Here is a 24,903-nt window from a genome sequence, read left to right as displayed (position 1 = left end):
GACAGCGGCGGCCTCTTTTTTGACGTTATTTTGACGACTGTCCCTGCATGCTTTTGGCGGCGGCCACCATTTCATCTTTTGTCAGATCCTGTGATGACAGAAGATAATCCACTCCGTCATATGTCCACGTTAAAGACGTATCAGATAATGCGGCCACCGTGAAGCCGAGATTAACCGGTTCGCCTTTCAGCGTGACGGCAGAGGCGGCTTTTGCGATATGGGCTTTTTCTTGAATAAGGGTGAATGATTTTTCTCCGCCGTAAGTCATGACGATCCGTTTGCCGTCCGCCGTTGAAATATCTTTCTCTTCAAGCTTTTTGACGCCGGCCGGCACTTGAAGCGGTGTTTTGACCGCAAATGAATCAGACGGCTTGGCGCTTGTGGCGACGTCCATCTGGGAAAGCGTCATATTTTTCTTCTCGTCAAAAGAGTCTTTATCAAACGGCTTGTTGAATTCAAAGCTTTTGAATTCGACTTTTACCATCACTTTCCGGTCTGTATCCATGACTTTGACGAGCGATGGGCTCATGTCCTTTTTGTTGAAAGTGATTTCCTGAGTCGGAAGCATTTTGTTGTGCTGATAGTTTGTTTTTGTTTCAAACGTGTACTTTTTATCTTTGGCGGAATAGACGGCGTCTTTGTCATGCTGCACGTCCTTTACAAGTGACTCAAACAAATATACTTGGCTGCTGTTATTCGGCCAGTCGCTTTGGAAGCGGAAGCTCTTATTTAGAGACGGCGTGAGGACAAAGACTCCGTTGGCGTTCCGTAAGATGACTTGGTTTTGGTCTTTTTTCGGATTTTCCAAATAGACCCGGTACAGGGAAGGTTTTTTATGCCAGATTTCCACATTGTATACTTGTGGATCACTCCCCGTTTCGATGGTCATTTTGGCTTTCGCTTTGTACGAGGTGTATTCTTTCGCCTTCTTATCTAAACCGTTCACGATATCTTCCTGTGATTTTTGGCCGCAGGCCGAAAGAATAAGGACGGCAAGCAGTCCCGTTAAAAGCAAAACAAAGCTTTTTCTCACCTTTTTTCAACCCCTTCTTCTCAATTGATGTAAAGGGAAGAAATCGCTTGTTTGACTTTAACGGTACGCCCTGAACGGACGGACGCGTACCATAAAAGCCTCAAACAACTTGTCTCCCTTAATGCACTATCAAATATATGAAGGGGTTCCGGCTAATATGCAGACTAGCGTGACAACCTTTCAATCACGACCTGTGCCGCGGCGTATTCTTTTGTATGGGTAATGGAGACGTGAACCGCCGCGCCGTCAAGCTTGGCGCAGGCCAGCACAGGCTTTCCCGCCGTGTCGTTTCCGGTTTCAATATCCTGAAAGCTGAGCTCTTTGCCGATACCTGTGCCGTATGCTTTCGAAAAAGCTTCTTTTGCCGCAAATCTTCCCGCGAGAAATTCAATTTTCCTTTTGTCCGACAGCAATGTAAAACGAGCGTATTCAGCCTCCGTCAATATTCTTTGCGGAAACCTCGCCTGCCGGCTGAGCATGTTTTCAATTCTGTGCAGTTCAACGATGTCGATTCCGATTCCGAAAATCATGTGAATTCCTCCTAAAAGTCCGTACTAAAAAACGGTTTATGTCATAAACGTGTTACTATATATGTAACAAATCAGATGCAAAGGGGCTTGCGATGTTTATACGAACGGAAAATTTCCAGACTTTTATCAGACGTTATCCGGCCGTCAGCTGTATTTTGGCGCTGCAGGCGTTCTTGTGGCTGTTTTTCAGTATGCCGCTTCATTCCGTCATGATGTGGTCAGATGCTGTGACCGGCTATAATTACGGCGTTTCCTCGGGAGAATGGTGGCGGCTGGTGACACCGATGTTTTTACACGCGAATTTCACTCACCTTTTGTTTAACTCCATGTCTCTCTTTTTATTCGCGCCCCCGCTTGAGCAGATGCTCGGAAAAGTCCGTTTTCTGATTGTGTACATCGCATCGGGCATCATCGGCAATATCGGCACGTATCTTGCCGAGCCGCTTGATTATGTGCATGTCGGCGCATCCGGCGCGATCTTCGGACTTTTCGGCGTGTATGTGTTTCTGACTGTTTTCCGCAAGGAGCTGATCGGCCGGGATCAGTCGAAAATGATTATGACCCTGCTTATCATCGCGGTGCTGTCGACGTTTATCAACTCTAATATTAACATTATGGCGCATTTGTTCGGACTGGCAGGCGGATTTTTGCTTTCCTTTTTATGCGTGCAGCAAAAAAAGCGGCGGTATTAACCGTCCGCTTTTTCATATGAATACCAGCGCCCGATGCGTTCGGCATCTTCCTCGCTGACATCCTTCAGCATGACATGCTCCATGTGGTGAGCTGATTTCACTGCGGTAGCCACAGATGCGAGCCGCCTTCTTTTTTGCAGAAAGGAGCGGCTGACTTCAAACATCTGCATTCTTCTTCTCAGCATAATCGTGGTCGTCTTCCCGACCAGCCTCGTGGTGATCTGAAGCCTGCCGCCGTTGATGCACCATGACGCTGTCCTAAACGAGGCATATCCAAGCACCAGTTCGGCAGGAAGCACGAGGAGCGATGCATATCCCCACGGTTTAAACAGAATACAAAGCGGGATGATCACGAAAACCGAGAAGATTATGGATCGGAATAAATACCGGCGCAACGCCCTTTTCGGCAAATGATTCCGGTTTTCTTCCAGCACGTAATCCGGTGTGAAACCGTTCAGCATCACACCGAGCTTTGATTTGCGGATGATAGGAAACAGAATCGTCTGAGCTCCTTCTTTCTCATTCCCCGCACTGCCGGCGCTGACAATCGCAACCGTCGCGTATCCGAATAATTGCCTGATCACATTTTCTTTCATTTTAATGGCTTGGATTTTACGGAGCGGGATCGTCACTTGATGTTTTTCAATAATTCCTCTGGTAATGACCAATTCGTGTTCTTTTTTTTCTATCTTAAAGTTGGCATGCTTGATCATCATACCGGCGATGCTTAACAGCCAGGCGATGAACAATCCTATGAAAATGATCACGGCGTATATGCCGATGCTCGCATGCTTGAGAAAGGAGAACCTGTCATAGAGCCAGTCCATCGGAAGTACTTCATCAATCTGAGAAAAGAGGGCGAATACCGCTGAGATGATGACACCGATTCCCCCGGATGTTGAGGCGGCCATAAGCAGCTCACCTACAGACAGGCGGTAAACGGATTGCACATCTTCCCCGCGCATCGGCTCCTGCTCTGCTTCGGTCTCCCCTCGTTCTTCTTGCTCCGCTTTTTGCTGAAAAACAGCCGCTCTGATCCGTTCCGCCTCTTCCACAGTAATGGCGGATAAGACAGCCTCGGCGTTTTTCCCGTCGCCGGCCGTTTCGATTTGAAGCTTAACAAGCTTAAAAAGCTGCTGAATGATGCCGGCACTCGTATTCATTGATTGAATCCGGTCAATGGAGATGTATCTCTTTTTCGTAAAAAACAAGCCTTCTTCAATTCTGAATTCTCCGTCCTCAATCCGGTATGTAAATTTTCTCCACTCGATCACACTAGCCGTAATCAGCCAGATAAGCAGGACGGCGAGCGCAATGCCTCCGTAAAAGCGGATGAAGTGGTTGGAATTAACAATATAGACGAGAAAAAATGGCAGAATAATGTTTTTAATGGTTTCGATAATAATATGGAATAAGTTCAAAATCACGGCCGCCGGGTGCAGACGTTTCGGCTCAGACATCATCTTCCGTCACCCTTGCCAGACGGGAAATGGAATCCCTCAGCCGGTCAGCTTCCTCCATATCAAGCGCCGGAATGGAATGAACGGTTGCCGCCGTGGAGATTTTGACTGAGGCCAGACGATACCTTCTGAGGAGCGGGCCTTGTGAAGTATCTACGTGCTGCACCCTCACCATCGGCACAATGACCCGTTTGACAATAAAAATGCCGGATTGAATATCAATTTCATTTTCATGGACTTCATAGCGCCAGATCCTGTGCCTGATTTTCGGTATGGCATAGACGGATATCACTGAACCGAATATCCAAATGATGCCGAGGACTCCGGTGATCCAATACGGCCAATGGAAGAAATAGCTTAAAACAGCTGCTGCTATAACGGCCAGAAGACAGAAGGCGGACAGGATGATTTCCTGAAGACGCCAGACTTTTAAGCCGCTTGGACTGATTCGATTTTTTGGCTGTGCTCTCAACATACCTACCTCCCATTTTTTATCATACATACAAATACGGCTGATTTGCAAAAAAGATTCACTTTCCGGCATATCAAAAAAAAGCGGACCCCGTAAAAGGGTCCGCTTCCTGTGTCTTAGTATGATTTTTTCTGGCGTCTGTCACCTGAAGAACGGCGGTCGCTTGAGCGTTTTTTATCGTAGGAAGAACGGTTGTTGGTTTTCCCTTTGCCGCCGCGGTAGCCGCCGCCTTGGCCTTCTCTGCGCTTAGAAGTACGCTGGTTTTTATAGCGTTTGCTGACCATCGGCGCTTCATCAGTGAGGCGTACAGGCGTGCTGTCCGGCTCTTTTGTCGCCATTTTAATGGCTGCAGCCACAACTGTCACTGCATCATGATCTTCTAACAATTCCGCAGCTGCCGTCATGTAGAAGTTCAGGTTGTTTTCGCTGATCGCCGTGCGCAGACGGTCAACCGTCATCTGCTGCTGACCTTCTAATGCTTCGTCAAGCGTCGGCTCTTTCATGCGGTCCATTTTGCGTTTTGTCGTTTGTTCGATCGCGCGAAGCATGTTTTTCTCACGCGGTGTGATAAACGTCATCGCCATACCCGTTTTTCCTGCGCGTCCCGTTCTTCCGATACGGTGAACGTAACTTTCAGGATCTTGAGGCACGTCAAAGTTGTAAACGTGGGTAACGCCTGAGATATCAAGTCCGCGGGCGGCAACGTCAGTCGCTACAAGCACTTCGATCGCACCTTCTTTAAATTTACGAAGCGCAACCATACGTTTCGCCTGCGTTAAGTCGCCGTGAATTCCTTCGGCCGCATATCCGCGAAGGTTCAGGGCTTCAGCAAGCTCATCGACACGGCGTTTCGTACGTCCGAATACGATCGCAAGTTCCGGAGACTGAATGTCAAGAAGACGAGTCAGGGTATCGAATTTTTTGCGTTCCTGCACTTCCAAGTAGAACTGCTGAATGTTGGACACAGTCATTTCTTTCGCTTTTACTTTTACGTGTTCCGGCTCAGTCATGAAACGCTCTGCGATCCGTTTGATCGGCGCAGGCATTGTTGCTGAGAATAAGAGCGTTTGGTGCTCGCTCGGTACATTTGAGAGAATGGATTCAATATCATCAATGAATCCCATGTTCAGCATTTCATCAGCCTCATCCATGACAACCGTATTCACGTTGTTTAAACGGATCGTACGGCGGTTGATATGGTCAAGAAGACGCCCCGGCGTACCTACGATGATATGCGGGTTTTTCTTCAATGCGCGGATCTGACGTCCGATATCCTGTCCGCCATAAATAGGCAGCACTTTCGCACGCTTATCTTGTCCGATTTTATATAACTCTTCAGATACTTGAATGGCTAATTCACGGGTTGGCGCGATTACGATTGCTTGAATATTAGGAGACTCGGGGTTCATTTTTTCAACAAGGGGTATACCAAACGCAGCTGTTTTACCTGTACCTGTTTGCGCTTGTCCAATGACGTCTTTATTTGAAAGTCCGAGCGGAATCGTTTGTGCCTGAATCGGCGTTGCTTCTTCAAACCCCATACGATTAATTGCCTTCATGAGATCAGAACTTAATTGAAAATCTTGAAACGTTATAGTCAAATTATTCAAACTCCTTCTAATTGCTGTTTCAGTAATGTCGTGATTTACCACTAAAAACCGCCCTTTCATCCAAAGGACAGGATCATACGTATACAAAGCCCGAATTACTTTACGTTTAATCTTACCATTACACTATGTGTTTTTCAATAAGGCGAGATGGTCAGGCGGCCGGAAGCGGCCTGACCGGATTCTTCCCGCGAACGAGGCCGGCCCCCGCGCCGGACGGGATTTCCCAGCCGGCGGTCTTTCTTTTTCATACGGACAGAATTATTTCACCCTGAATTAGTTTCTTCATTTTTGTATATTTTTATAATGCTGATCAGTATTTTTTCAGTTCTTCTCTAATAAATCTTTAACGATTTCTTCGAGCTTCATACCTCTCGATGCTTTAAACAGAAGGAGATCGCCGGAAGCGGCCATTTCCTGTATGGCGTGAAGCAGTTCTTTTTTGTCAAGATAATGGCTGACGCGCCCTTCTTCAAAATGCCGGCGCGCTCCGTCAGCGATGAATGCGCCGAGTGTGCCGTAAGTAAATACATGGTCGATTTCCGCCGGATTGACCGCAGCTCCGCATTCTTCGTGGAATGCTTTTTCTTCATCACCAAGTTCAAGCATATCACCGAGCACGAGCATTTTCTTCCGATAGCCTTTCATCGTTTCAATTAATTCTACCGCCGCTTTCATTGACGTCGGGCTCGCATTATACGCGTCGTTTACGATCGAGATGCCGTTGTCCGTTTTGACCAGTTCCAATCTCATCCCCGTCACCTTCAGGCGGCTCAGTCCCAGAGCGGCATTTTCCGGCGTAATGCCGAAATAGATGCCGGCGGCGTATGCGGCCATGGCATTCATCACATTATGTCTGCCGAGAACGGGAATAAAGAAAGAACGGTCGATCCCGTCGATATTAAAGTACGTGCCTTCTTCCGCCTGTTTTATTTCTTTCAGGCGGAGATCATTGTCCGCGCCTGCGCCGTATGTCGTTGTCCGGCAAGTGTACGCCTTTTGGCGAAGCAGCGGCTCATCCCCGAAATAAAACAGAACGCCGTCTTCCCGAAGTCCGTTTATAATTTCAAGTTTCGCCTCCGCAATTCCTTCTCTTGAGCCTAAATCCTGCATGTGGGATTCGCCGATATTGGTAATGACGGCAGCTTCCGGTTCAGCAAGACGGCTCAGAAAATCAATTTCGCCCCTCGCGCTCATTCCCATTTCTAAAACGGCGATTTCTGTATCTTCAGGCATGGCAAGCACAGTCAGCGGCAGGCCGATATGATTGTTGAAATTGCCGGCGGTTTTGTGAACGCGGTACTGAGTGCCGAGAACGGCGTGAAGCATGTCTTTCGTTGTCGTTTTTCCGTTGCTCCCGGTCACCCCGATAACCCGTGTGCCGAGCTCTTTTAAATAAGCTTTTGCCAATGTTTGCAGCGCCTCCAGCGTGTCATCGACCAGGATGACAGCACGCTCTTCCGGCGGATTCGGTTCAGAGCGGTCCCACAATACCGCGGAAACGCCTTTTTCGAATGCTTGCGGCACAAAGGTGTGGCCGTTAAAATGCTCGCCTTTTAAAGGAATGAACAGCTGATTTTTTTCCAAAGTCCGCGTATCGGTTGCGGCGCCCTCAATCATTGTTTGTTCAAATACGGGATTTGTCAGTGTGCCTTTGACCATGTCTGCAATTCGCTTTACAGTTCGCTTTATCAAAGGTGGCACCTCGCTTTCTGAAAATGTTATCTGTTACGGGAAAAGACACTGCCCCTTCAGGCAGTGTCCGTCTTCATTAAAATGTATGTTTAATCAGCTGTTTTTCGGCATGGCGTTCTTTTGCCAGCTCAACCAGCTGTTCGATCAGATCACTGTAATCTACACCTGCTTCTTTCCAAAGCAGCGGGAACATGCTGAATGGCGTAAAGCCCGGCATTGTGTTCACTTCGTTAATGAGCACTTGACCGTCATTGGTCAGGAAGAAATCGGCGCGGACAAGGCCTGATCCGTCAATCGCTTTGAAGGCTTTAATCGCCATTTCGCTGATTTCCGCATATTGTTCATCCGTCACTTGCGCGGGAATCATTAAATCCGTGTCGCCGTCTTCATATTTCGCCTTGTAATCGTAAAAGTCGGTTTTCGGCGCGATTTCACCGACGGCGGAGCATTTCGGTTCGTCATTTCCGAGTACGCCGATTTCGATTTCTCTTCCGGCGATTCCTTCTTCCACCACAATTTTCCGGTCATACTCAAAAGCCAGTTCGAAGGCTTTTTCAAGCTCTTCACGGTTTCGGCATTTGCTGATTCCGACGCTTGATCCGAGGTTCGCCGGTTTGACGAAGCACGGATATCCCAGCTCCTCTTCAACCTGCTGTAAGCAGCTGTCCGGCGTCTGTTTCCAGTCCTTTTTTAAGAAAGCGGCGTACTTCGCCTGCGGAAGCCCCGCTTGAGCGAACAAATGCTTCATGATGACTTTATCCATGCCGGCTGATGATGCAAGCACCCCGTTGCCGACATAAGGAACGTTCAGCAATTCCAGCAGACCCTGAATGGTGCCGTCTTCACCGTTCGGTCCGTGCAGAAGCGGAAATACGACATCGATCGGCGCCTTTTCGTCAGGCGACGCTTCAGGAAACATTTCCCGGTTCAATGCTGATAGAGCGAAACTTTCACCATTTTGTTCCAGCTGAAGCATTTTCACGTTGGATACCGGCTCAGTCAGCAGCGGGCCTCTTTGCCATTCTCCTTTTTCAGTGATGTAAATCGGATGTATATCAAACTTCTCAGTATTAAGCGCTTTTGTTACAGCTAATGCTGTCTGCAGCGATACATTGTGTTCGGCTGACTTTCCGCCGTACACCAATCCTAGACTTGTTTTCAATGGATATTCCCCCCACAACAATTCATCTTTACTATCTTATCACTTTCCTCAGAAAATGATCTAATTATTTTTGGGCATTCTGAATATGAAAGCATTTGTATGTAATTCCTTTTTATTTTATATTAAAATGGCATGGAAAAGGAGATGTGTCATATGAAAAAAATCAGTACAACAGAACAATTTAATGAACTTATTCAATCCGACAAGGAAATCATCGTGAAATTTTTCGCTGACTGGTGCCCTGACTGCACGCGCATGAATATGTTCATCGGCGATATTTTGGAAGAATATAATCAAAATGATTGGTATGAGCTGAACAGAGACGAGCTCCCTGAGATTGCCGACAAATATCAGGTAATGGGCATACCGAGCCTTCTGATCTTTAAAAACGGTGAAAAGAAAGCGCATCTTCACAGCGCAAACGCGAAAACGCCCGAAGAAGTCACAGAGTTTTTATCACAGCATATTTAATTCGTTTCACGATCTTTGTTTATGACTTCAGGCTCTACATGAACATGGACATGAGTCACATCATGTTCATGTTTTATTGCATATTCGACTTCATCGGCTACTTCATGGCCTTCTTTCACAGACAGCCCCGGATCTACCGTAATGACCATTTCCACATGAACCGTGCTCCCCAAATACCTTGCTTTCACATCCTTCAGCCTGCTGACCTCTTTTATTTCTTTCACCGTGTGTTTATACGGCTCCAAATCTTTCAGATCAAACCCGTCCGTCAATGAGTGGGAAGCATCTTTGAAGATGTCCCATGCCGTCTTACAGATGATGATTCCGATCAGAAAAGCAATGACCGGATCAATCCACGGCAGATGAAGCCGGGCCGTTAAGACGCCTATAAACGCCCCAATACTGACATAGGCGTCAGAACGGCTGTCTTTCGCCGCCGCATGAAGCGCAGAACTTTTAACCCGATCCGCAAGACGGCTGTTATATACATACATGCCGTACATTACAATCGCGCTTCCGAGCGCCGTCCATGCCGCGATGAAGCTCGGCTCGGCCTTCGTTCCGCTGACAATCGCCTTTGCTCCTCCGATCAGCACTTCAATACCGACCGCCATCATAATAAAAGACGCAATTAATGAAGAAATTGTTTCAGCCCGATAATGTCCGTAGGCATGATCACTGTCCGCGGGGCGCTGGGAAATCCGGAGCCCGACCAGCACAGCCAGTGATGCGACAATATCCGTGGCATTATTTAACCCGTCCGCTCTGAGCGCTTCAGAATGATAAATAAGACCGATCACCAGTTTGACGGCGGCAAGGATGAGGTACGCGGCGATATTAAGAATCGCGCCTTTCTCACCCCGTTTTAAGTTTGCCGTTTGATCATTCATGTAAGGACTCCTCCATTCTCATTCATAGTATGGATGGAAAAGCGGAAAAATAGCAGCTTTGATCTGACAGAATCAAATCAATTCGACAGCATTATTCCCCGGGAAACTTTTTGTCGAAAAATTGGCGGTATTTTTCCTTTACATATGAATATGCCCATTGTATACTTTCATTAATTGATAATGATTCTCAATATCATTTGATTAGGAGGGTAATCATGAGGTCTTCTCCTCAGCTCAGATCATCAGTTGAAGGACGAAAAAAACATCTGATCCATTTGCTGATCAATAACGGAATATACAAAAAGTCGGAACGGCATTTATATGAATTATCGCTCGGAGAATTAGAAAGCGAATACAAATATGTTAGGAAGGTGCGGACTTATGGCGAAACGTAAAATAAAAACATACGAACAGCTGATAAAAGAAAACAAGGCGGCCATTATGAATAATCAAAAGCTGATGAATGTGATCTATGACAGAATTGACCGCAAGCATCAAAAACTGCTCCGGCACAACAGCCATACATAAAAAGAGCCTTTTTCAGGCTCTTTTTTTATTGCTCAAAGGCTTCCGCCGCTAATTTGCCGATGACCGCATCGTCCATCGGCGGATTGTGAAGGCCGGCCCGGGCATCCCGATAATACCGCTGAAGCGGATTATTTCGCTCCAGGCTTTTTGCGCCGGTGATTCTCATTGCTTTATCAACAACAGAAAGGACGGCATATGTCACAATATGTTTTGCGGCGCCGAGCTCGCTTTTGATGAAAGGACGGCGTTTCGGGTCATCATACATTTGCGCCGCCGTGAAGAGAAACTGTCTCGCTTTTAACAATTCGAGCTCCATTTCCCCGACACGCTGCTGAACGGCCGGCACGTCTTTAATCGGTCCGTTCAGGCTGTTCGGCGAATATTCGGATGCAAACCGGACGGCATAGTCCCTTGCCGCTTGAGCGATACCCAGATAAGCAGCGGGAATGTGAAGCAGCCAGCCATTCACTTTCGCCGCTCTCGGCCCGCTGATAAGCTCCACAAGCCGCTCGTCACTGACCGCGACATGATCTAAAAGGAGATCATGGCTTCCGGTCGCCTTCATGGCAATCATATCCCATGTTTCTTCGACTGAAACGCCTGCCTGATCTTTATGAATGAGAAAAACACCGGTCGTTTGTTTTTCTTCAATCCATGCCGTCACAAGCATATAATCCAAAGTCAGCGAAAGGGTTGTAAAGGTTTTTCGGCCGTTCAGCACCCATTTTCCGTCTTTTTTGACAGCGGAGGTGCCGGGTCTTCCTCCCCTCGTCGGACTGCCGGTCTGCCGTTCCGTCGCTGCCCTGTTCAGGACAGCTCCCTTTTTCACCTCTTCTGTGATAAATGAAAAGACATCTTCATCCCAGCTGTTTCCTTCTCCGAGCTCACCCATGACGGATAAATGCCAGCCGATTCCGAGAGCCACGGCCGCGTCTCCCCGCGCCAGCCGTTCCTGAAACAGCACCATATCATAAACGGAAATGCCTGCACCGCCGAATGCCTCAGGTACTGTTAACGCCGTATATCCTGCGTCGCGCAGTATTTGAATTTTCTCCGCGGGAAAACGGCCCGCCTCATCATCAAGCGCGGCTGTTGTTTGAAATTCGTCTGCAAGCAGGCCGATTTTTTCCATCCATTCCCTCTGCCGTTCATTCTGTATCCATAAAGACACTGGAATCCCCCCATTATAATTCCGATAAAGTTAATAAGTATTATAGAGATTCAAGTCTCGTTTCGCAACTGTGAAGCTGTACAAAAAAAACGCGCTATTCCATGGAATAGCGCGTTCAGACTGCTTCCGGGCCGCGGTCCTGCTTGAGCCCGAGATAAATCAGCATATATGTGAGATAACCCATCGTCATCACAAGCCCGCCAAAGAAAAAGCTTGAAAAAATCGGCTCTTCAAACGCGGTAACCGCCGCAAGCACGATCCAGCTTGCATACAGGTAGATGATGAAATAACGGAATCCCGTCTTCAATTTATATAAGAGAAACAGCCCCACTGTAGAAAACAATCCCAGCGCAAGTCTGAAATAAACAAGATGTTCGAATTGGAACATGAATGACACAAAGGAAAAACCAAGCAATAACACAATCGGTAATGCGGTAATAAAATTTCTCAAGTGAGCACCTCCGTCATTACCTTTATTATAAATCAAAATAGCATAAATTATTGATTTATCGTGATCTTTTTCACAAAAATGTCATTCCTTTACTTTATACCCGAACATCGCGTTTGCAAAAGCTCCACCAAGCGACGGCTAAGAAGAATACGATATGGATAATGATAATGCCTGCGGAAAATAACGGCGTCATTCCCGCAAACAGCGGTTTCGCCCCGCTCATATATTGCGTCAGATCAGTATTTGCGAACAGCAGAAAACTTCCCCATTTGTTTTGGAAGAGCGACATAATTGTCACGAGTGATTTTGCGCCGTACAGCACGATAAATGACAAAATGACGGCCGTTGCGCTGTTTCGGAATACAGAAGAACACAACAAGCCAAAACATGCCATCGCAAACGCCTCGACCCAGTTCGTGCCGATTACTTTCAGGGTGTTCATAAGAAGCGTCCCTGATTCAGATGTCACCGACATGCCGAAGAAAGCCATGCCGAACAGCAGAGACAGAATATAGTACGCCGCATACAGGTACAAGCTGACCAAAAATACGGTAATGAGTTTAGATACAAAAATCCGCTCCCGCTTTACCGGGCGGATTAACAGAAATTTGATCGTTTTCTTATCAAATTCAGCGGAAATGATCGTTGCCGCGATCACGATTGTTAACGCCTCAAGCAGAATATTCAGCCCGGGCGCGTACGCCATATAGCCGATGAAATTCTCATCCGTTCCGGAACTGATGACAAGCCGTTTAATGACAAGCGCCATAATAAATTGGAGAACGGCCATCAGAATCAGCGCCACTAATGAGACTTTTCGGTTAAAGAGCTTCATATGCTCATTCGCTGTCAATTTAAACATTCGTCTCCCCCTCCTCTTGAAGCGCCGTCGTCACTTTCATGAATTCATCCTCCAGCGATTCCGCATACGGCATGATGGAATACACGAGAAAGTCTTGTCCGACGAGCGCACGGTTTAATGCCGGGATGTCCTTCTTCGCTACGGTGACGGTGATGCCCCCGCCGTTTTTCTCCGGAGCAAACTGCTGTTGGGACAGCCATTCGAAGGCTTCGTCAGCCGGCTGAATGTCGAGGACGGCTTTTTCTTCTTTTTCCTCAGCGCCGCGCAGAACAACCTCTGTTTTGATCTCACCTTTTTGAATGATGATGACACGGTCGCAAAGGTCCTCCACTTCACGCAATAAATGCGTCGCAAAAAGGATGCTCGTCCCTTCAAGCTCCGCGAGTTCCTTTAAGTGATCGCGGAAATCCTTCATTCCGCCGGGATCAAGCCCGTTTGTCGGTTCATCTAAAATGAGCAGATTCGGACGGTGAAGAATGGCCTGCGCAATCCCGAGACGCTGACGCATACCAAGGGAATACGTTTTAACTTTGTCATGAACGGCGTTGGTGAGCCCGACCCGCTCGATGACTTCCTGAAGCCTGTCCTCTTTGATGTTTTTGTGCATGTTGGCAAAGTGCTTCAGGTTTTCCCACCCCGTCAGGTACGGGTAGAATTCAGGATTTTCCACGATCGCTCCGACGGATTCAAGCGCTTTTTCGAAATCAGCATCGTGCTGAAAGCCGTTAATTGTAATCGTGCCGCTGTTTTTCTTTAAAAGACCGACGATGATTCGGATAAGTGTGGTTTTTCCCGACCCGTTCGGACCGAGCAAACCGATGATCTCGCCCTGCCTGACATCCATGCTGATGTTTTTTAAAATGTGCTTTTTGCCTATTGTTTTGTCAAGGCCTTCAATATGTAAAATCGGCTCAGTCATACAGCCTTCCTCCTTTTTCACAAAAAATAAACAGTGCCCGTACATAGGCACTGTCTGCATTATAACATTAGTCATATATTCGTGAAGAGCCGGAGCCGACGTTATGTCTTATCCGGGACCGGTCCGTTTTTTTCCTTCTCTTCATTATTGACGACATCCAGAATATCAAGCAGGAACACAAAAATCGGAATTCCGATAATCAAGCCCCAGATACCGAAGAAATGTTCCGAGAAAATCAGAACCGTAAAGGTAAAAAAGATCGGCAGTTCCGTTTTCGCTGACATCAGTTTCGGATTAAGGAAGTACGTCTCAATCGCATGGATGACGAAAATGACCAGCACGATGTAGATGACATACGCTGCGCCGCCCGTCGTATACGCGATGATGCTGAGCGGAATGAGCGAAATCACCACACCCGCCACGGGAATGAGCCCGAGGAAAAAGACCATGATTGAAAGGCCGAACAGCTGCGGAAAATGCAGAATCGCCAATGCGATCAAGGTGAGGATACAGTTCACCAGCGCGATAATAAATTGGGCTTCAAGCACTTTGCCGAATGTTCTCGCAAATTTGCTACCGAAATAAGCAAGTTCGTAGTAAAAAACAGACAGCTTGCTGTGCTGAAATTTTTTCATAAACTCCGTGAGCCGCTTTTTCTCGAACAGGAAAAACATGCTGAGAATCAGTGACATCACGACCTGCAAACCGAAAGTGCTGATATCGGCCAAGTATGTATACAGTACATTAAAACCTTCTTTTACATAGGAACCGATATTGATATCGCCGAACACGCTCGATATCTCATCATAAAACGGAATGACATCGGGATGATACGCGATGTGCTTGATCTGCTTAATCAGCTGTTCAATCTGCTTGGCAACAATCGGGTAAAAGACAAAGCCTCCGACAGTCGCCCCGACAGCCAGCGCAATATATAAAACGGTGATGACCACCCTCTGGCTGATCCGGAAAAAATGGTTCAACACGTGCCGGATGACAGTCTCCAGCCGATCCATCAGAAAAGTAAAAATAAACGTAAGCAAAATCAAATTAATCATACTTCGGAATACAACTAACACCCCAGTCAAAACAAGAAAAACGGAAAAACGTCTGACACCCGGATGCTGAAAAAATTTAAAAATAGCCGCCATTTATACACTCCTGCTAGGACAAAAAGCCCTTAGATTTCATCTTTCACTCTCTAATTGTAAATTATATAACAAAATGACGCTAAGGTCTTTGTCCACCTCCTAATAAATTTAAACAAATTTATCTTTTTTACTCATGGAGGCCGAAAAAAAGAACGGCATGCCCGATGCATGCCGTTCCTTTCCTTTTATACCGCCGTTTTCATTTCTTTTACGGCCTGTGTGCTTTTCGTTTCGTCAAACTCATTTTCGCTCTTGGCTACGATGATGGTGGCGATTCCGTTTCCGATCAGGTTGACGATCGCCCTTCCTTCACTCATAAAGCGGTCGACGCCGAGGAGCAGCGCCAGTCCCTCCAGCGGGATAACCTGAAGCGCCGATAAAGTGGAGGCGAGTACGATAAATCCGCTTCCGGTTACGCCCGCCGCGCCTTTTGATGTCAGCATCAGCACGAGAATGATCGTAACCTGCTGGCCGATGGTAAGGTCAACGCCGAACACCTGCGCCAGAAAAACCGTCGCCATGGACAGATAAATCGAGGTGCCGTCCAGGTTAAAAGAATATCCCGTCGGAATGACAAGGCCGACAACCGATTTGGAACAGCCGTAGCGCTCCATTTTATCCATCATCCGCGGAAGGACGGACTCAGAAGAGCTTGTGCCGAGAACGATGAGCAGTTCATCTTTAATAAAACGGAGATAGTTCCACAAGCTGAAACCGAATAGTTTGCAAATGATATTCAAAGCGACAAATACAAACAGGAACATCGTAACGTATACAGACAGCATCAGACTCGCCAGCGGCTTGATGGAATCAAGGCCGAAGTGCCCGATCGTATAGGCCATGGCCCCGAATGCGCCGATCGGCGCCGCGCGCATGATGTAGCCGATGATTTTGAAAAAAACGTGCGACAGTTTATCAAAGAAATCAATAATGCTTTTGCCTCTTTCACCGAGCGCCGCCAGGCCGACACCGAATAAAACAGAAAAGAATAAGACCTGAAGAATGTCGCCTTTTGCGAAAGCGTCAACCATATTTGACGGAACGATGTGAGTGATAAATTCAATCCAGTCAATCCCCTGTCCCCCGTTTTGCGTGTACTGAGAGACATCCCCTTTTTCAAGCTTGCTGTAATCAAGCCCCTCACCGGGTTTCATGATATTGACGACCAGAAGTCCGATAATAAGGGCGATGGTGGTCACGACTTCAAAATAAATAAATGCTTTTCCCCCGACTTTGCCGACTTTTTTCATGTCTCCCATCTTGGCGATGCCAAGCACGATCGTCAGGAATATGATCGGTGCGATAATCATTTTTACCGCATTGATAAATGTATCGCCGAGCGGCTTCATCTGCTTCCCGGCCTCTGGCCATACGAGTCCGACAATGACGCCGATGATAACCGCCGTGATAACCTGCACCGTAAGATTTTTGAAAATTTTCATCCCTACTCCCCCTTGCCTCTCGCTGCGTCTATACGAAAATGATAGCGTTTTCACACAAAGAGGGGAAGCTTATGATCATAACGGACATTTTGGTCTTTTTGGTCTCGGCTAGCGGACGAATTTGTAGCGGTTAACCGGCCGGCCCACTCCCCCGTATTGAATGTCGAGCTTAATCTGGCCGTCTTTCTCAAGAAAATCAAGATAACGCCGCGCCGTCACCCTGGCGATCCCGAGCGCTTTGGCGGCTTCTTCAGCTGAAAGCGGCTCCGTCTGCTGTTTCATATAGGTCAAAATTTCATTCATCGTAAAATGATTTAACCCCTTCGGCAGATCCCGGGACGGATTTTGCGGAATTTTAAGCAGCATGTCAAGCTGCTCTTGCGACATGGTGTCATGCTCTTCAATTTTCCGTTTATATTGTTTATAGTTTTCGAGCGCCTGTCTCATCCGCTCCAGCTTAAACGGCTTCAAAATATAGTCGGCCGCACCGTTTTGCAGCATAAGCTGGATTGTTTCTTTGTCTTTTGCGGCCGAGACGATGATGACGTCCACTTCGAGCTTTTGTTTTCTGATTTCCTGGAGCGTTTTAATTCCGTCTTTTTTCGGCATGTATACGTCTAATACCACGAGCCCGGGCCGCAGATCTTTTATAAGCCTGATTCCCTCGTCTCCGTCAGCGGCCGTGGCGATGACGCTGAACCCCGAAACACCGGTGATAAATTCTTTATTCACCTCCTGTACCATCGGATCATCTTCAATAAGCAGCACCTTGATGTCCATCGAATGATTCCTCCCCCTTCATCGGAAATAAAATAGAAAATGCCGTTCCCTGTCCCTGCCGTGTGTCGACTTCAATGACGCCCATCCCTTTGTCGACGATTTGTTTGACGAGGTACAAGCCGTATCCCGTTCCTCCCGTTTTATTGACGGTAAACCCTTTGTCATAAAGGCGCGGGATGTGCTGATCGGAAATCCCGCTTCCGTTGTCTTCTATTAATATAGCAAGCACTTCATCATTTTGCTCGATACTGATGTCAATATGTTTGTCCTCCGTGTCCGCTGTTTCGAATGCGCCGAACGCATTTTCAATTAAATTGCCGAGCAGGACGACGATGTCATGCTGGTCGACATGCTCCGGAAATGCCGAGAAACTGCTGTTTTCATCAATTGTCACAGAAATGCCGAGCTCTTTTCCTCTTTTGATTTTGCTTAACAACAGCCCCGCCGCAGCGTCATTCTGAATGGCCTGATGAAGAAAATCGGTGACGCTTTCTTGTTCTGACGATTCCTTAAAAGCAAGCTGGAGCGCTTTTTCTGATTTTCCGAGCTGAATCAGTCCCGCGATGGTGTGAAGCTTGTTCATATGTTCATGATTTTGAACTCTGAGCGCATCGACAAAATTTTTCACGCCGGTCAGTTCTTCCGCCATTTTCGCCGCTTCCGTCCTGTCCTGAAAAATGGCGACGGCTCCGATGACCTTCTTTTTCATGACGATCGGAATTCTGCTGCTCATGATCACCTTTCCGCTGACTTGGATTTCTTCATTATATACCGCTCGGTTCCGCTCGACGATTTCAGGGAGGCGGGAATCTTTTAACACGTCCCAGATCAGCCTGCCATCGGTCTCTTGTCTGACATTGAATATCTGCTTCGCTTTTTCATTAAAAATGGTGATATGATGCTGATTATCGATCGCGATGACGCCCTCATTCATTGAATGAAACGTAGCGGTCCGTTCCTCATACATTCTCACGATCTCATGGGGCTCCAGCCAAAACATTTGTTTTTTGATGTGGCGGGCCAGCAAAAAGGAGCCGGCCAGTCCGAACCCGAGCGCCAGCAGAACGATAAACAGTATTTCATGTTTCAGCTGAAGAAGAATTTCACCGAATCCGGGCAGCGTTTTACCGGCCAGAACGACGCCGATCTGATTCAAATCCCGGTCTTTGATGGGATAAAAAGCGCGGACGGCGGTGCCGATCTCTCCCTTTGCTTCGGAAAAATAAATGTGCTCGGCGAACGCCGCGGCTTCGTCCTCACCCCTTGAACGCTTTCCGATCATTGTGCTGACGGGATGCGAATAGCGGATATGATCCATATCCATGACGACGATGTAGTCCGCTTCATTGATGATCCTTATTTCTTCGACCGCATGGCGCACGTCATCCCTTTGTTTTTTCTGCTCGAGGGCGCGTTTGACATCGGTCATCTCAGATACCGTCCGCGCGGTATTCATCAGCCGTTTTTTCAGCTCGCGCTCCTCTGTATGCTGAATATTGCCGATCAGCACGATGCCGACGATCAAAAAGGTAAAAAGCACGACGATATACGAAAGTATGGTGATTTTCCAGCGGATGGTGAGCTTTTTTTTCGTCATTGGCCTCTTCCTTTCCGTCTCTTTACGAAAACGGCCCGCCCGATTATGCTTGTTATAGAAAATGGCGGAGGGGGTTTTCGATGAAAAGCTTGCTGACTTGTCTCAGCCTGATGGTACTCGGTATCGGAACCGCTTTATTCATCGGCTTTCATGATCATTTCTCAACGGATGAACCGTATTATGATGACGAACAGGAAGGCCTGAAAGATCAAATCGTTTTCAAATTCAGCCATGTCGTTGCTGAAAACACGCCTAAAGGGCGGGCGGCGAATAAGTTTGCCGATCTTGTCTATCAAAAGTCCGGCGGCACCATTAAAGTAGAGGTGTTTCCAAACGGGAGCCTCTATTCAGATAATGAAGAAATAAACGCCCTCCAAAACGGGGACGTGCAATTCATCGCTCCCTCCACCTCAAAGCTCGGATCACTGTCTCCCGAATGGGGTGTTTTGGATCTGCCGTACGCGTTTACAAACTATAAAGCCGTGCAAGAAGGCCTCAACGGCAAAATCGGCACACGCCTGTTCGCTTCATTAGAAAAGCATCATTTGAAAGGACTGGCGTACTGGACGAACGGATTTAAGCAGCTTACGTCAAATAAAGGACCGATCTTCACTCCGGACGATTTGAAAGGACAGGCGCTCAGGATCATGCCGAGCAGCGTGATCGAAGACCAATACCGTCTGCTCGGCGCGCACCCGCGGCAGGATTCCTTTAATTCCACGTTTCAGCTCTTGGAAAGCAATCTTGTAGACGGAGAAGAAAATACGATTTCAAATATCTATTCTAAAAAATTTTATAATGTTCAAGATTATTTGACAATCAGCAATCACGGGTACCTCGGTTATGCCGTGATGACCGACGAGCATTTCTGGAATTCACAGACAGAAAAAACGAGAACCATCTTAACGGAGGCGATGAGAGAAACGACGGAATGGAACGAAGCCTCCGCTGAGAAAATGAATAAAGACCAGCTTGAAGAGATAAAGAAGAATTCATCCATTCATATTCATGTGCTGAGCAAAGCGGAAAAGAACACATGGATGAAACGCCTCGACCCGATTTACGAACAATATGAACAGGTGATCGGCCGCGGGCTTGTGCAGGATTTGTTATCCTTGCGCCGCGAGCCTTAGCAGGACCAATACGCCCATCTCCGTTTCATCCCTTTTCCCGCCGGGGAAGTAAATAGGGACAGAGCAAAAAAGGAGATGGAGACATGTTTACACATACGAAAAAACTGCAGCATCCGGCTAAACCGGATCGTCCTGACCCGCTGTTCGCAAAAAAGATGCAGGAAATTTTAGGGGGACAATACGGGGAAATATCCGTCGCCATGCAATATTTGTTCCAAGGATGGAATACACGGGGCAATGAAAAATATAAGGATCTTCTGATGGATACCGCGACGGAAGAAATCGGCCATGTCGAAATGATCGCGACGATGATTGCGAGACTGTTAGAAGACGCCCCGCTGGCAGAGCAGGAAAAAGCGGCTGATGATCCGGTCATCGGGTCCATTTTAGGCGGGATGAATCCGCATCATGCAATTGTCTCAGGACTCGGCGCAATGCCGGAGAGCAGCACGGGCGTTCCGTGGAGCGCAGGCTATATCGTCGCAAGCGGAAACCTTCTGGCAGACTTCCGCGCCAATCTGAACGCCGAATCACAAGGAAGGCTTCAAGTCGCACGCCTGTATGAAATGACCGATGATAAAGGCGTGAAAGATATGCTCAGCTTTTTATTGGCCCGCGATACCATGCATCAAAATCAATGGCTTGCGGCCATTAAAGAATTAGAAGAACAGGAAGGTCCGATCGTTCCTTCCACATTCCCGAAGGCGCTGGAAAAACAGTCATTCTCCCATAAGCTTATTCATTTCTCAGATGGCGGAGAAAGCGCTGAACAAAATTGGCTGAAGGAAACAGCGCCGGACGGAGAACCATTCGAATACGAAAAGGAACCGAAAGCGCACGGCGAAATAGCTAAGCTGGATCCCGTCCCGCCGTATGTCCACAACACGCTTCCCGGACGCGAGTAAAGACAAAGCCCAAAACAAACTGTTTTGGGCTTTCATTATGCCTTCTGAACCGTCCAGTCCGGTTCGTACCGGATGTCCGGGTGATGTAACAGCTCGTGAATGACAGGTTCATCCTCTTCGTACAGCATCATTTCTATTGAAAGAATCGCAGCCTTCTGCTCGTTTTCTTCGTATACGCGGTCATGTTCGTTCTCCATAAAATCATCATAGGCCTGTCTGTTCTCCCAAACGCTGATGATCTCTGCGATGAACAGGCCGTCTGCGTTTTTCCGCCACCCGCCGGCCTGTTTGACGAAGCCATTTACACATGATAATGCTCCCCACCTTGACTGTGCTTGCGCAAATGCTTCAGCGTTTGCAGCGTCTGTTTCACATACAATCTTTTTAATCAGCATGACCGTTCCTCTGTGATGACTGTTTTCGCATGCGTATGCTCAACACAGAGATTCACGGTTCTGACGTAAGAGCGGGTGCGGTGAATCGTGCCTTTCGGGATGAGCAGGCTGTCATTTGCTTTGAGCACTGCGGTTTCTTTGTCCTTAAAATCGATCAGCAGCTCCCCTTCCAGAACGATGAACCATTCATCTGAGTCAGGGTGATGGTGCCAGTCATATTCTCCCGTAAACACTGCGAGGCGCACACAGTGGTCATTGATCTCCGCGATTGAAAAATTGTCGTGTTTTTCTTTGACTTTATTGGCGATAGCGAGCAAATTCAGCATGTCAGACACGAGTGAAAACCCCTTTTTCATTTTATTGTATCGCAAAGGCGGCTCAGATCAAGATTTCTCCAAAATAAAAAGCGATCCGGCTGGTGCGCCGGATCGCTTTTGATCTGCAGGTTGTCTGCCTTTTATGCTTTTATTAGCTGCTTCGTCTGTTTCCGCCTTTTTGGCCGATTTCCTTATAAAAATCTTTGTCATGATTTTTACTAGTGGCTTCTCCGCCTTTTTGGCCGATTTCTTGATAGAAATCCTTGTCATGGTTATTGCTAGTGGCTTCTCCGCCTTTTTCACCGATTTCCTGATAGAATTCTTTGTCGTGATTTTTGCTTGTGGCTTCTCCGCCTTTTTCACCGATTTCCTGATAGAATTCTTTGTCGTGATTTTTGCTTGTTGCTTCTCCGCCTTTTTGACCAATTTCCTGATAGAATTCTTTGTCATGGTTATTGCTTGTCGCTTCTCCGCCTTTTTTACCTGCTTCTTCTCTGCTCATTTTGTTATTATCTTGTGCCATTTTTGAATTCCTCCTTTAATTGGTGTTGGTTGTTGGTTTCCCGATTTCAGAACTGCTAAACAAAGAAAACACATTGAATGTGTTTTCGGGTGGTTTTTATCATTCTGTATCGTGCATGCGTTTTAGAATCCGGCGTTTTTTATAAAGCATGGTGCCTGTTTCCGCGATGCTTTCTAAAGCTGAACGGTTGGCGGACGCGCCGAAGATGATGCCCGCGACCGGAACCATTTGCAGCAGTTTTTTCGCGGCGAACGTATCGCGGTAGCTGTAAACGACTTCCCGCCAGCCTTGGATTTGCGAGGCGACGCGCTGATAGGCGCGGTCGTTTTGATCATATTGCCGTAAATCTTGCAGGATCGCTTTTTTTCCGATGACGTCACTGGATGCAAGCTGGAGCAATTTGACGATAAACACGCGTTCTTTTTTGTCTTTCGGATCAAAGCCGTAAGCAACCGCGATATCCTGCAGCGTCTTTAAGGACAGGCCGAGCATCGCCGGAATGTCTACCGCCAGCGTGAATACGCCGCCGACTCCCGTTGCGGCTCCCTGCACCGTCGCGGCCTTTACGCTTGTACGCGCTATGGCTTCTGCGATTTCGTCCATGACGGCAAGCGGCGCATTGCGGATGTCGTGAAGCGTTTGACATGTACCGTGCGGCAGCCGTTTTTGAAACTTTTTCATGATGCGCTTTTCTGATGTAAGGTACTGTCCGCCTGACTGAATAAACGTTCCCGTTTCATCGAGAATGAGTCCGATTTTCCTCTGAATAAATTGCGGTGTCAGCTTGTCCAAAAGCTGAAACGGCAAGCGGGTGAATGTTTGCCAGAACATCACCCTCTGCTGCGCCTTTTCCCATTTTTGAATGTCTCTCAGTTGTCTTTCCAGGTCTGTCCGCTCTTCTGTCACCCGTCCTGCACGTCCTTTCTGATTTCTTTGTTCATAGTATACCTTTATGGCGTTTTCTTTTTACACCCGGCCGGATTTTTTATCCGGAAAACATTCCATTGTTTAATTTTCTTCAAATTCTATATATTGTATAATTTTGAATAATACGATTGAAGGAGAATGTTGAATGCAATGGATTTATTTAAGTTTAGCGATCATTTTTGAAGTATTGGGTACGGTCAGCATGAAATTATCAAATGGATTTACAAAACTTGTCCCAAGTATTTTATTATTATTGTTTTATATCGGCAGCCTTTGTTTTCTTACTTTGACTTTGAAATATATAAGTGTCTCCATCGCGTATGCGGTCTGGTCGGGAATGGGGATCGTGCTGATTTCCGCGATCGGAATTTTTTTCTTTCATGAACAGTTCTCTGTCATAAAAGCTGTCTCTGTTCTTCTGATCATCATCGGTGTCGTTTCCTTAAACTTTATTTCTGAAAGTGAAACGTCATCAAACGGCATCAGCGTTCATACGGACAGAAACAGATGATGAAAGGGTTAAAGGTTCTCTTCCTCATTACAGATATTGGATTTATCGTTTATTGGATTGTTACTTTTTTTGAGTGGATTCCAAAAAACATGGTGTTTAAAGATTATGATAACGCCATGATAATGGCCTGGAACTGGTCATTCTTTCCCTTAGATATTTTCATTTCGATAACCGGGCTGTACAGCTTGTTTCTTTATAAACGGAAACATGCGTTATGGCGCTCTTTCGCATTAATATCACTTGTGCTGACCTTTTGTTCAGGCCTGCAAGCGATTGCCTTTTGGGTATTTATCGGTGATTTTGATCTTATGTGGTGGGCATTCAATCTGTACTTGCTTCTTTATCCTTTATATTTTATTCAGAAATTGCTGGTCTCTCGTAAAAATAGCTGTCATTCTTTTTGATGAGGCGGTTTTCTTTTTCTTCAGGCGGGAAACACTTTTCATAAAGGAGTGATAGACATGCCTTGGTCTATGAAGGATTATCCGCAATCATTGAAGAATCTCGAGGAACCTGTGAAGAAAAAAGCGATTGAAATCGCGAATGCGATGGTAGATGAGGGTTATGAAGAAGGACGGGCCATTCCCATTGCGACAAGTCAGGCGAAAGAGTGGAAAAAAAACGCTTCTAAGGAAGAAATCGATCAGCTGATGAAACACGATGATGAAACGAAACGCGGAAATTGAATCGGAATAAAGGAAAAACCCCGCTCTCAAGAGAACGAGGTTTTTCTGATTATAAACCGTAATAATAAGATAGTGTGGTGACTGAAACGTAGCCTGTCGCTCCTGCATACGTGACTTTCAGCCATTTATTAGAATTGGTGTAGTGGCCTTGAACATATTCTCCGGTTACCCAAGAACCTGTAATTTTTTTACCGCTTGAGAATGTTGTGATCGTTGAACAGCTGACCTTAGAGCATGAGCGCATATTAGCACCGTAAATACCGACTGTGCCCCCGCTGGCTAAAATGGAAACGTCCGGTTCAGCTTTAGGTTTGAAAGCTGCTGCTGATGCAGAGCCGCCAAAAGCGAATAAAGAAACAGCAAAAATCATGGCTAAAGAAATGATCGACAAACGACGTACCAAGAAAATTCCCCCTCTTTTATCATATGGCTGGAAAGCTTTCCTGACGTTATTATACTTTTTCGCCCGGGAGACTGAAATAAGTCTAATGCTCCAACTTCTTTTCTTCGCAAGTGACCATGCCGATTCTTTATTTGATAAATAACAGCGGTTTATTGGACTGGAATCACTGATATATCGTTGATTCAAACGT

General features: G+C 46.8%; 29 protein-coding genes and 1 pseudogene. 9 read left to right on the top strand and 21 right to left on the bottom strand.

What is annotated here, in order from left to right; genetic code table 11:
* Window positions 1-25: 25 nt before the first annotated feature.
* Complete coding sequence (locus OTK50_RS17510; protein ID WP_007410230.1) at window positions 26-1,033, bottom strand: LolA family protein; 1,008 nt, start codon at window positions 1,031-1,033, stop codon at window positions 26-28.
* Between the two features lie 164 nt (window positions 1,034-1,197).
* Entirely contained in the window at window positions 1,198-1,563 is a 366-nt protein-coding gene (acpS, locus tag OTK50_RS17505) for a holo-ACP synthase (RefSeq protein WP_007609580.1), read from the bottom strand.
* Between the two features lie 92 nt (window positions 1,564-1,655).
* Between acpS and OTK50_RS17500 the strand changes: the two genes are divergently transcribed.
* Window positions 1,656-2,255: a rhomboid family intramembrane serine protease gene (locus OTK50_RS17500; protein ID WP_003156193.1), complete on the top strand. Its 600-nt coding sequence runs from the start codon at window positions 1,656-1,658 to the stop codon at window positions 2,253-2,255.
* Here OTK50_RS17500 and OTK50_RS17495 read toward each other — a convergent pair.
* The 5 genes from OTK50_RS17495 to OTK50_RS17475 all read right to left on the bottom strand — a co-directional run bounded on the left by OTK50_RS17495 (window position 2,252) and on the right by OTK50_RS17475 (window position 8,651).
* Window positions 2,252-3,718, bottom strand: coding sequence for a PH domain-containing protein (locus OTK50_RS17495; RefSeq protein ID WP_045206845.1), 1,467 nt, complete (start codon window positions 3,716-3,718; stop codon window positions 2,252-2,254). The two genes, OTK50_RS17500 and OTK50_RS17495, sit on opposite strands and share 4 nt — an antisense overlap.
* Entirely contained in the window at window positions 3,708-4,187 is a 480-nt protein-coding gene (locus OTK50_RS17490; protein WP_224224046.1) for a PH domain-containing protein, read from the bottom strand. Before OTK50_RS17490 ends, OTK50_RS17495 begins: the two co-directional genes overlap by 11 nt.
* Before the next feature lie 116 nt (window positions 4,188-4,303).
* Window positions 4,304-5,788 (bottom strand): degradosome RNA helicase CshA, encoded by a 1,485-nt coding sequence (gene cshA / locus OTK50_RS17485; RefSeq protein ID WP_032872993.1) that lies wholly within the window; start codon window positions 5,786-5,788, stop codon window positions 4,304-4,306.
* Window positions 5,789-6,118: 330 nt separating this feature from the next.
* Window positions 6,119-7,489: a UDP-N-acetylmuramoyl-tripeptide--D-alanyl-D-alanine ligase gene (locus tag OTK50_RS17480; protein WP_105938069.1), complete on the bottom strand. Its 1,371-nt coding sequence runs from the start codon at window positions 7,487-7,489 to the stop codon at window positions 6,119-6,121.
* Between the two features lie 76 nt (window positions 7,490-7,565).
* Window positions 7,566-8,651: a D-alanine--D-alanine ligase gene (locus OTK50_RS17475; protein ID WP_003156199.1), complete on the bottom strand. Its 1,086-nt coding sequence runs from the start codon at window positions 8,649-8,651 to the stop codon at window positions 7,566-7,568.
* Window positions 8,652-8,804: 153 nt separating this feature from the next.
* On the opposite strand from OTK50_RS17475, the gene OTK50_RS17470 reads away from it, so the two are divergent.
* Window positions 8,805-9,122 (top strand): thioredoxin family protein, encoded by a 318-nt coding sequence (locus OTK50_RS17470; protein WP_045206843.1) that lies wholly within the window; start codon window positions 8,805-8,807, stop codon window positions 9,120-9,122.
* On the opposite strand, the gene OTK50_RS17465 is transcribed toward OTK50_RS17470, so the two are convergent.
* Window positions 9,119-10,012, bottom strand: a complete 894-nt coding sequence (locus OTK50_RS17465; protein ID WP_239033881.1) for a cation diffusion facilitator family transporter — start codon at window positions 10,010-10,012, stop codon at window positions 9,119-9,121. The genes OTK50_RS17470 and OTK50_RS17465 overlap by 4 nt on opposite strands.
* 215 nt (window positions 10,013-10,227) lie before the next feature.
* Here OTK50_RS17465 and OTK50_RS17460 point away from each other — a divergent pair, with 215 nt between their 5' ends.
* The gene (locus OTK50_RS17460; protein ID WP_032872984.1) at window positions 10,228-10,407 is read left to right on the top strand and encodes a Fur-regulated basic protein FbpA; all 180 of its coding nucleotides are present in this window, start codon (window positions 10,228-10,230) and stop codon (window positions 10,405-10,407) included.
* Window positions 10,394-10,540: a Fur-regulated basic protein FbpB gene (fbpB, locus tag OTK50_RS17455; RefSeq protein ID WP_003156206.1), complete on the top strand. Its 147-nt coding sequence runs from the start codon at window positions 10,394-10,396 to the stop codon at window positions 10,538-10,540. Before OTK50_RS17460 ends, fbpB begins: the two co-directional genes overlap by 14 nt.
* Before the next feature lie 25 nt (window positions 10,541-10,565).
* Here fbpB and OTK50_RS17450 read toward each other — a convergent pair whose 3' ends face one another.
* The 8 genes from OTK50_RS17450 to OTK50_RS17415 form a co-directional block, all read right to left on the bottom strand.
* Entirely contained in the window at window positions 10,566-11,711 is a 1,146-nt protein-coding gene (locus tag OTK50_RS17450) for an acyl-CoA dehydrogenase family protein (RefSeq protein WP_224224044.1), read from the bottom strand.
* 115 nt (window positions 11,712-11,826) lie between these two features.
* Window positions 11,827-12,162 (bottom strand): hypothetical protein, encoded by a 336-nt coding sequence (locus tag OTK50_RS17445; RefSeq protein WP_032872980.1) that lies wholly within the window; start codon window positions 12,160-12,162, stop codon window positions 11,827-11,829.
* Between the two features lie 94 nt (window positions 12,163-12,256).
* Window positions 12,257-13,024 carry an ABC transporter permease gene (locus tag OTK50_RS17440; protein ID WP_038457021.1) on the bottom strand — a complete coding sequence of 256 codons (768 nt, stop codon included), beginning with the start codon at window positions 13,022-13,024 and terminating at the stop codon, window positions 12,257-12,259.
* Window positions 13,017-13,943 carry an ABC transporter ATP-binding protein gene (locus OTK50_RS17435; RefSeq protein WP_012116860.1) on the bottom strand — a complete coding sequence of 309 codons (927 nt, stop codon included), beginning with the start codon at window positions 13,941-13,943 and terminating at the stop codon, window positions 13,017-13,019. Before OTK50_RS17435 ends, OTK50_RS17440 begins: the two co-directional genes overlap by 8 nt.
* 101 nt (window positions 13,944-14,044) lie before the next feature.
* The gene (locus OTK50_RS17430) at window positions 14,045-15,094 is read right to left on the bottom strand and encodes an AI-2E family transporter (protein ID WP_007410215.1); all 1,050 of its coding nucleotides are present in this window, start codon (window positions 15,092-15,094) and stop codon (window positions 14,045-14,047) included.
* A gap of 185 nt (window positions 15,095-15,279) precedes the next feature.
* Window positions 15,280-16,536, bottom strand: coding sequence for a C4-dicarboxylate transporter DctP (gene dctP, locus OTK50_RS17425; protein ID WP_032872974.1), 1,257 nt, complete (start codon window positions 16,534-16,536; stop codon window positions 15,280-15,282).
* 108 nt (window positions 16,537-16,644) lie between these two features.
* Window positions 16,645-17,316 (bottom strand): response regulator, encoded by a 672-nt coding sequence (locus OTK50_RS17420; protein WP_003156219.1) that lies wholly within the window; start codon window positions 17,314-17,316, stop codon window positions 16,645-16,647.
* The gene (locus OTK50_RS17415; protein ID WP_045206834.1) at window positions 17,291-18,913 is read right to left on the bottom strand and encodes an ATP-binding protein; all 1,623 of its coding nucleotides are present in this window, start codon (window positions 18,911-18,913) and stop codon (window positions 17,291-17,293) included. The genes OTK50_RS17420 and OTK50_RS17415 overlap by 26 nt, the downstream gene beginning before the upstream one ends.
* Before the next feature lie 80 nt (window positions 18,914-18,993).
* Between OTK50_RS17415 and OTK50_RS17410 the strand changes: the two genes are divergently transcribed.
* Both OTK50_RS17410 and OTK50_RS17405 read left to right on the top strand, forming a co-directional pair.
* Window positions 18,994-20,046: a TRAP transporter substrate-binding protein gene (locus tag OTK50_RS17410; RefSeq protein ID WP_130571589.1), complete on the top strand. Its 1,053-nt coding sequence runs from the start codon at window positions 18,994-18,996 to the stop codon at window positions 20,044-20,046.
* Between the two features lie 83 nt (window positions 20,047-20,129).
* Window positions 20,130-20,951 (top strand): manganese catalase family protein, encoded by an 822-nt coding sequence (locus OTK50_RS17405; protein ID WP_012116856.1) that lies wholly within the window; start codon window positions 20,130-20,132, stop codon window positions 20,949-20,951.
* 35 nt (window positions 20,952-20,986) lie between these two features.
* Here the strand turns inward: OTK50_RS17405 and OTK50_RS17400 are convergent, their stop codons facing one another.
* The 4 genes from OTK50_RS17400 to OTK50_RS17385 form a co-directional block, all read right to left on the bottom strand.
* Entirely contained in the window at window positions 20,987-21,346 is a 360-nt protein-coding gene (locus tag OTK50_RS17400) for a DUF4937 domain-containing protein (RefSeq protein WP_224224043.1), read from the bottom strand.
* Entirely contained in the window at window positions 21,340-21,681 is a 342-nt protein-coding gene (locus tag OTK50_RS17395) for a cupin domain-containing protein (protein WP_014304387.1), read from the bottom strand. The genes OTK50_RS17400 and OTK50_RS17395 overlap by 7 nt, the downstream gene beginning before the upstream one ends.
* A 133-nt stretch (window positions 21,682-21,814) precedes the next feature.
* Window positions 21,815-22,186 (bottom strand): glucose starvation-inducible protein GsiB, encoded by a 372-nt coding sequence (gene gsiB / locus OTK50_RS17390; RefSeq protein ID WP_007609544.1) that lies wholly within the window; start codon window positions 22,184-22,186, stop codon window positions 21,815-21,817.
* 99 nt (window positions 22,187-22,285) lie between these two features.
* Complete coding sequence (locus OTK50_RS17385) at window positions 22,286-23,092, bottom strand: EcsC family protein (protein ID WP_224224042.1); 807 nt, start codon at window positions 23,090-23,092, stop codon at window positions 22,286-22,288.
* 166 nt (window positions 23,093-23,258) lie between these two features.
* Here OTK50_RS17385 and OTK50_RS17380 point away from each other — a divergent pair, with 166 nt between their 5' ends.
* From OTK50_RS17380 to OTK50_RS17370, 3 genes and pseudogenes are all read left to right on the top strand, one after another.
* Window positions 23,259-23,624: a DMT family transporter gene (locus OTK50_RS17380; RefSeq protein WP_007609539.1), complete on the top strand. Its 366-nt coding sequence runs from the start codon at window positions 23,259-23,261 to the stop codon at window positions 23,622-23,624.
* Window positions 23,621-24,028, top strand: coding sequence for a DUF5360 family protein (locus OTK50_RS17375; RefSeq protein WP_007410205.1), 408 nt, complete (start codon window positions 23,621-23,623; stop codon window positions 24,026-24,028). Before OTK50_RS17380 ends, OTK50_RS17375 begins: the two co-directional genes overlap by 4 nt.
* Before the next feature lie 57 nt (window positions 24,029-24,085).
* Window positions 24,086-24,301: pseudogene (locus tag OTK50_RS17370) on the top strand (DUF2188 domain-containing protein); the annotation flags it as partial.
* 58 nt (window positions 24,302-24,359) lie between these two features.
* Here the strand turns inward: OTK50_RS17370 and OTK50_RS17365 are convergent.
* Window positions 24,360-24,713 carry a hypothetical protein gene (locus OTK50_RS17365; RefSeq protein WP_007410203.1) on the bottom strand — a complete coding sequence of 118 codons (354 nt, stop codon included), beginning with the start codon at window positions 24,711-24,713 and terminating at the stop codon, window positions 24,360-24,362.
* Between the last annotated feature and the right edge of the window lie 190 nt (window positions 24,714-24,903).

This window comes from Bacillus sp. NEAU-CP5 (genome assembly GCF_026420705.1).
Classification (GTDB): Bacteria; Bacillota; Bacilli; order Bacillales; family Bacillaceae; genus Bacillus; species Bacillus velezensis.
The sequence above is the reverse complement of the archived record's forward strand: the minus strand, read 5'-3'. Positions and strand labels throughout refer to the sequence as shown.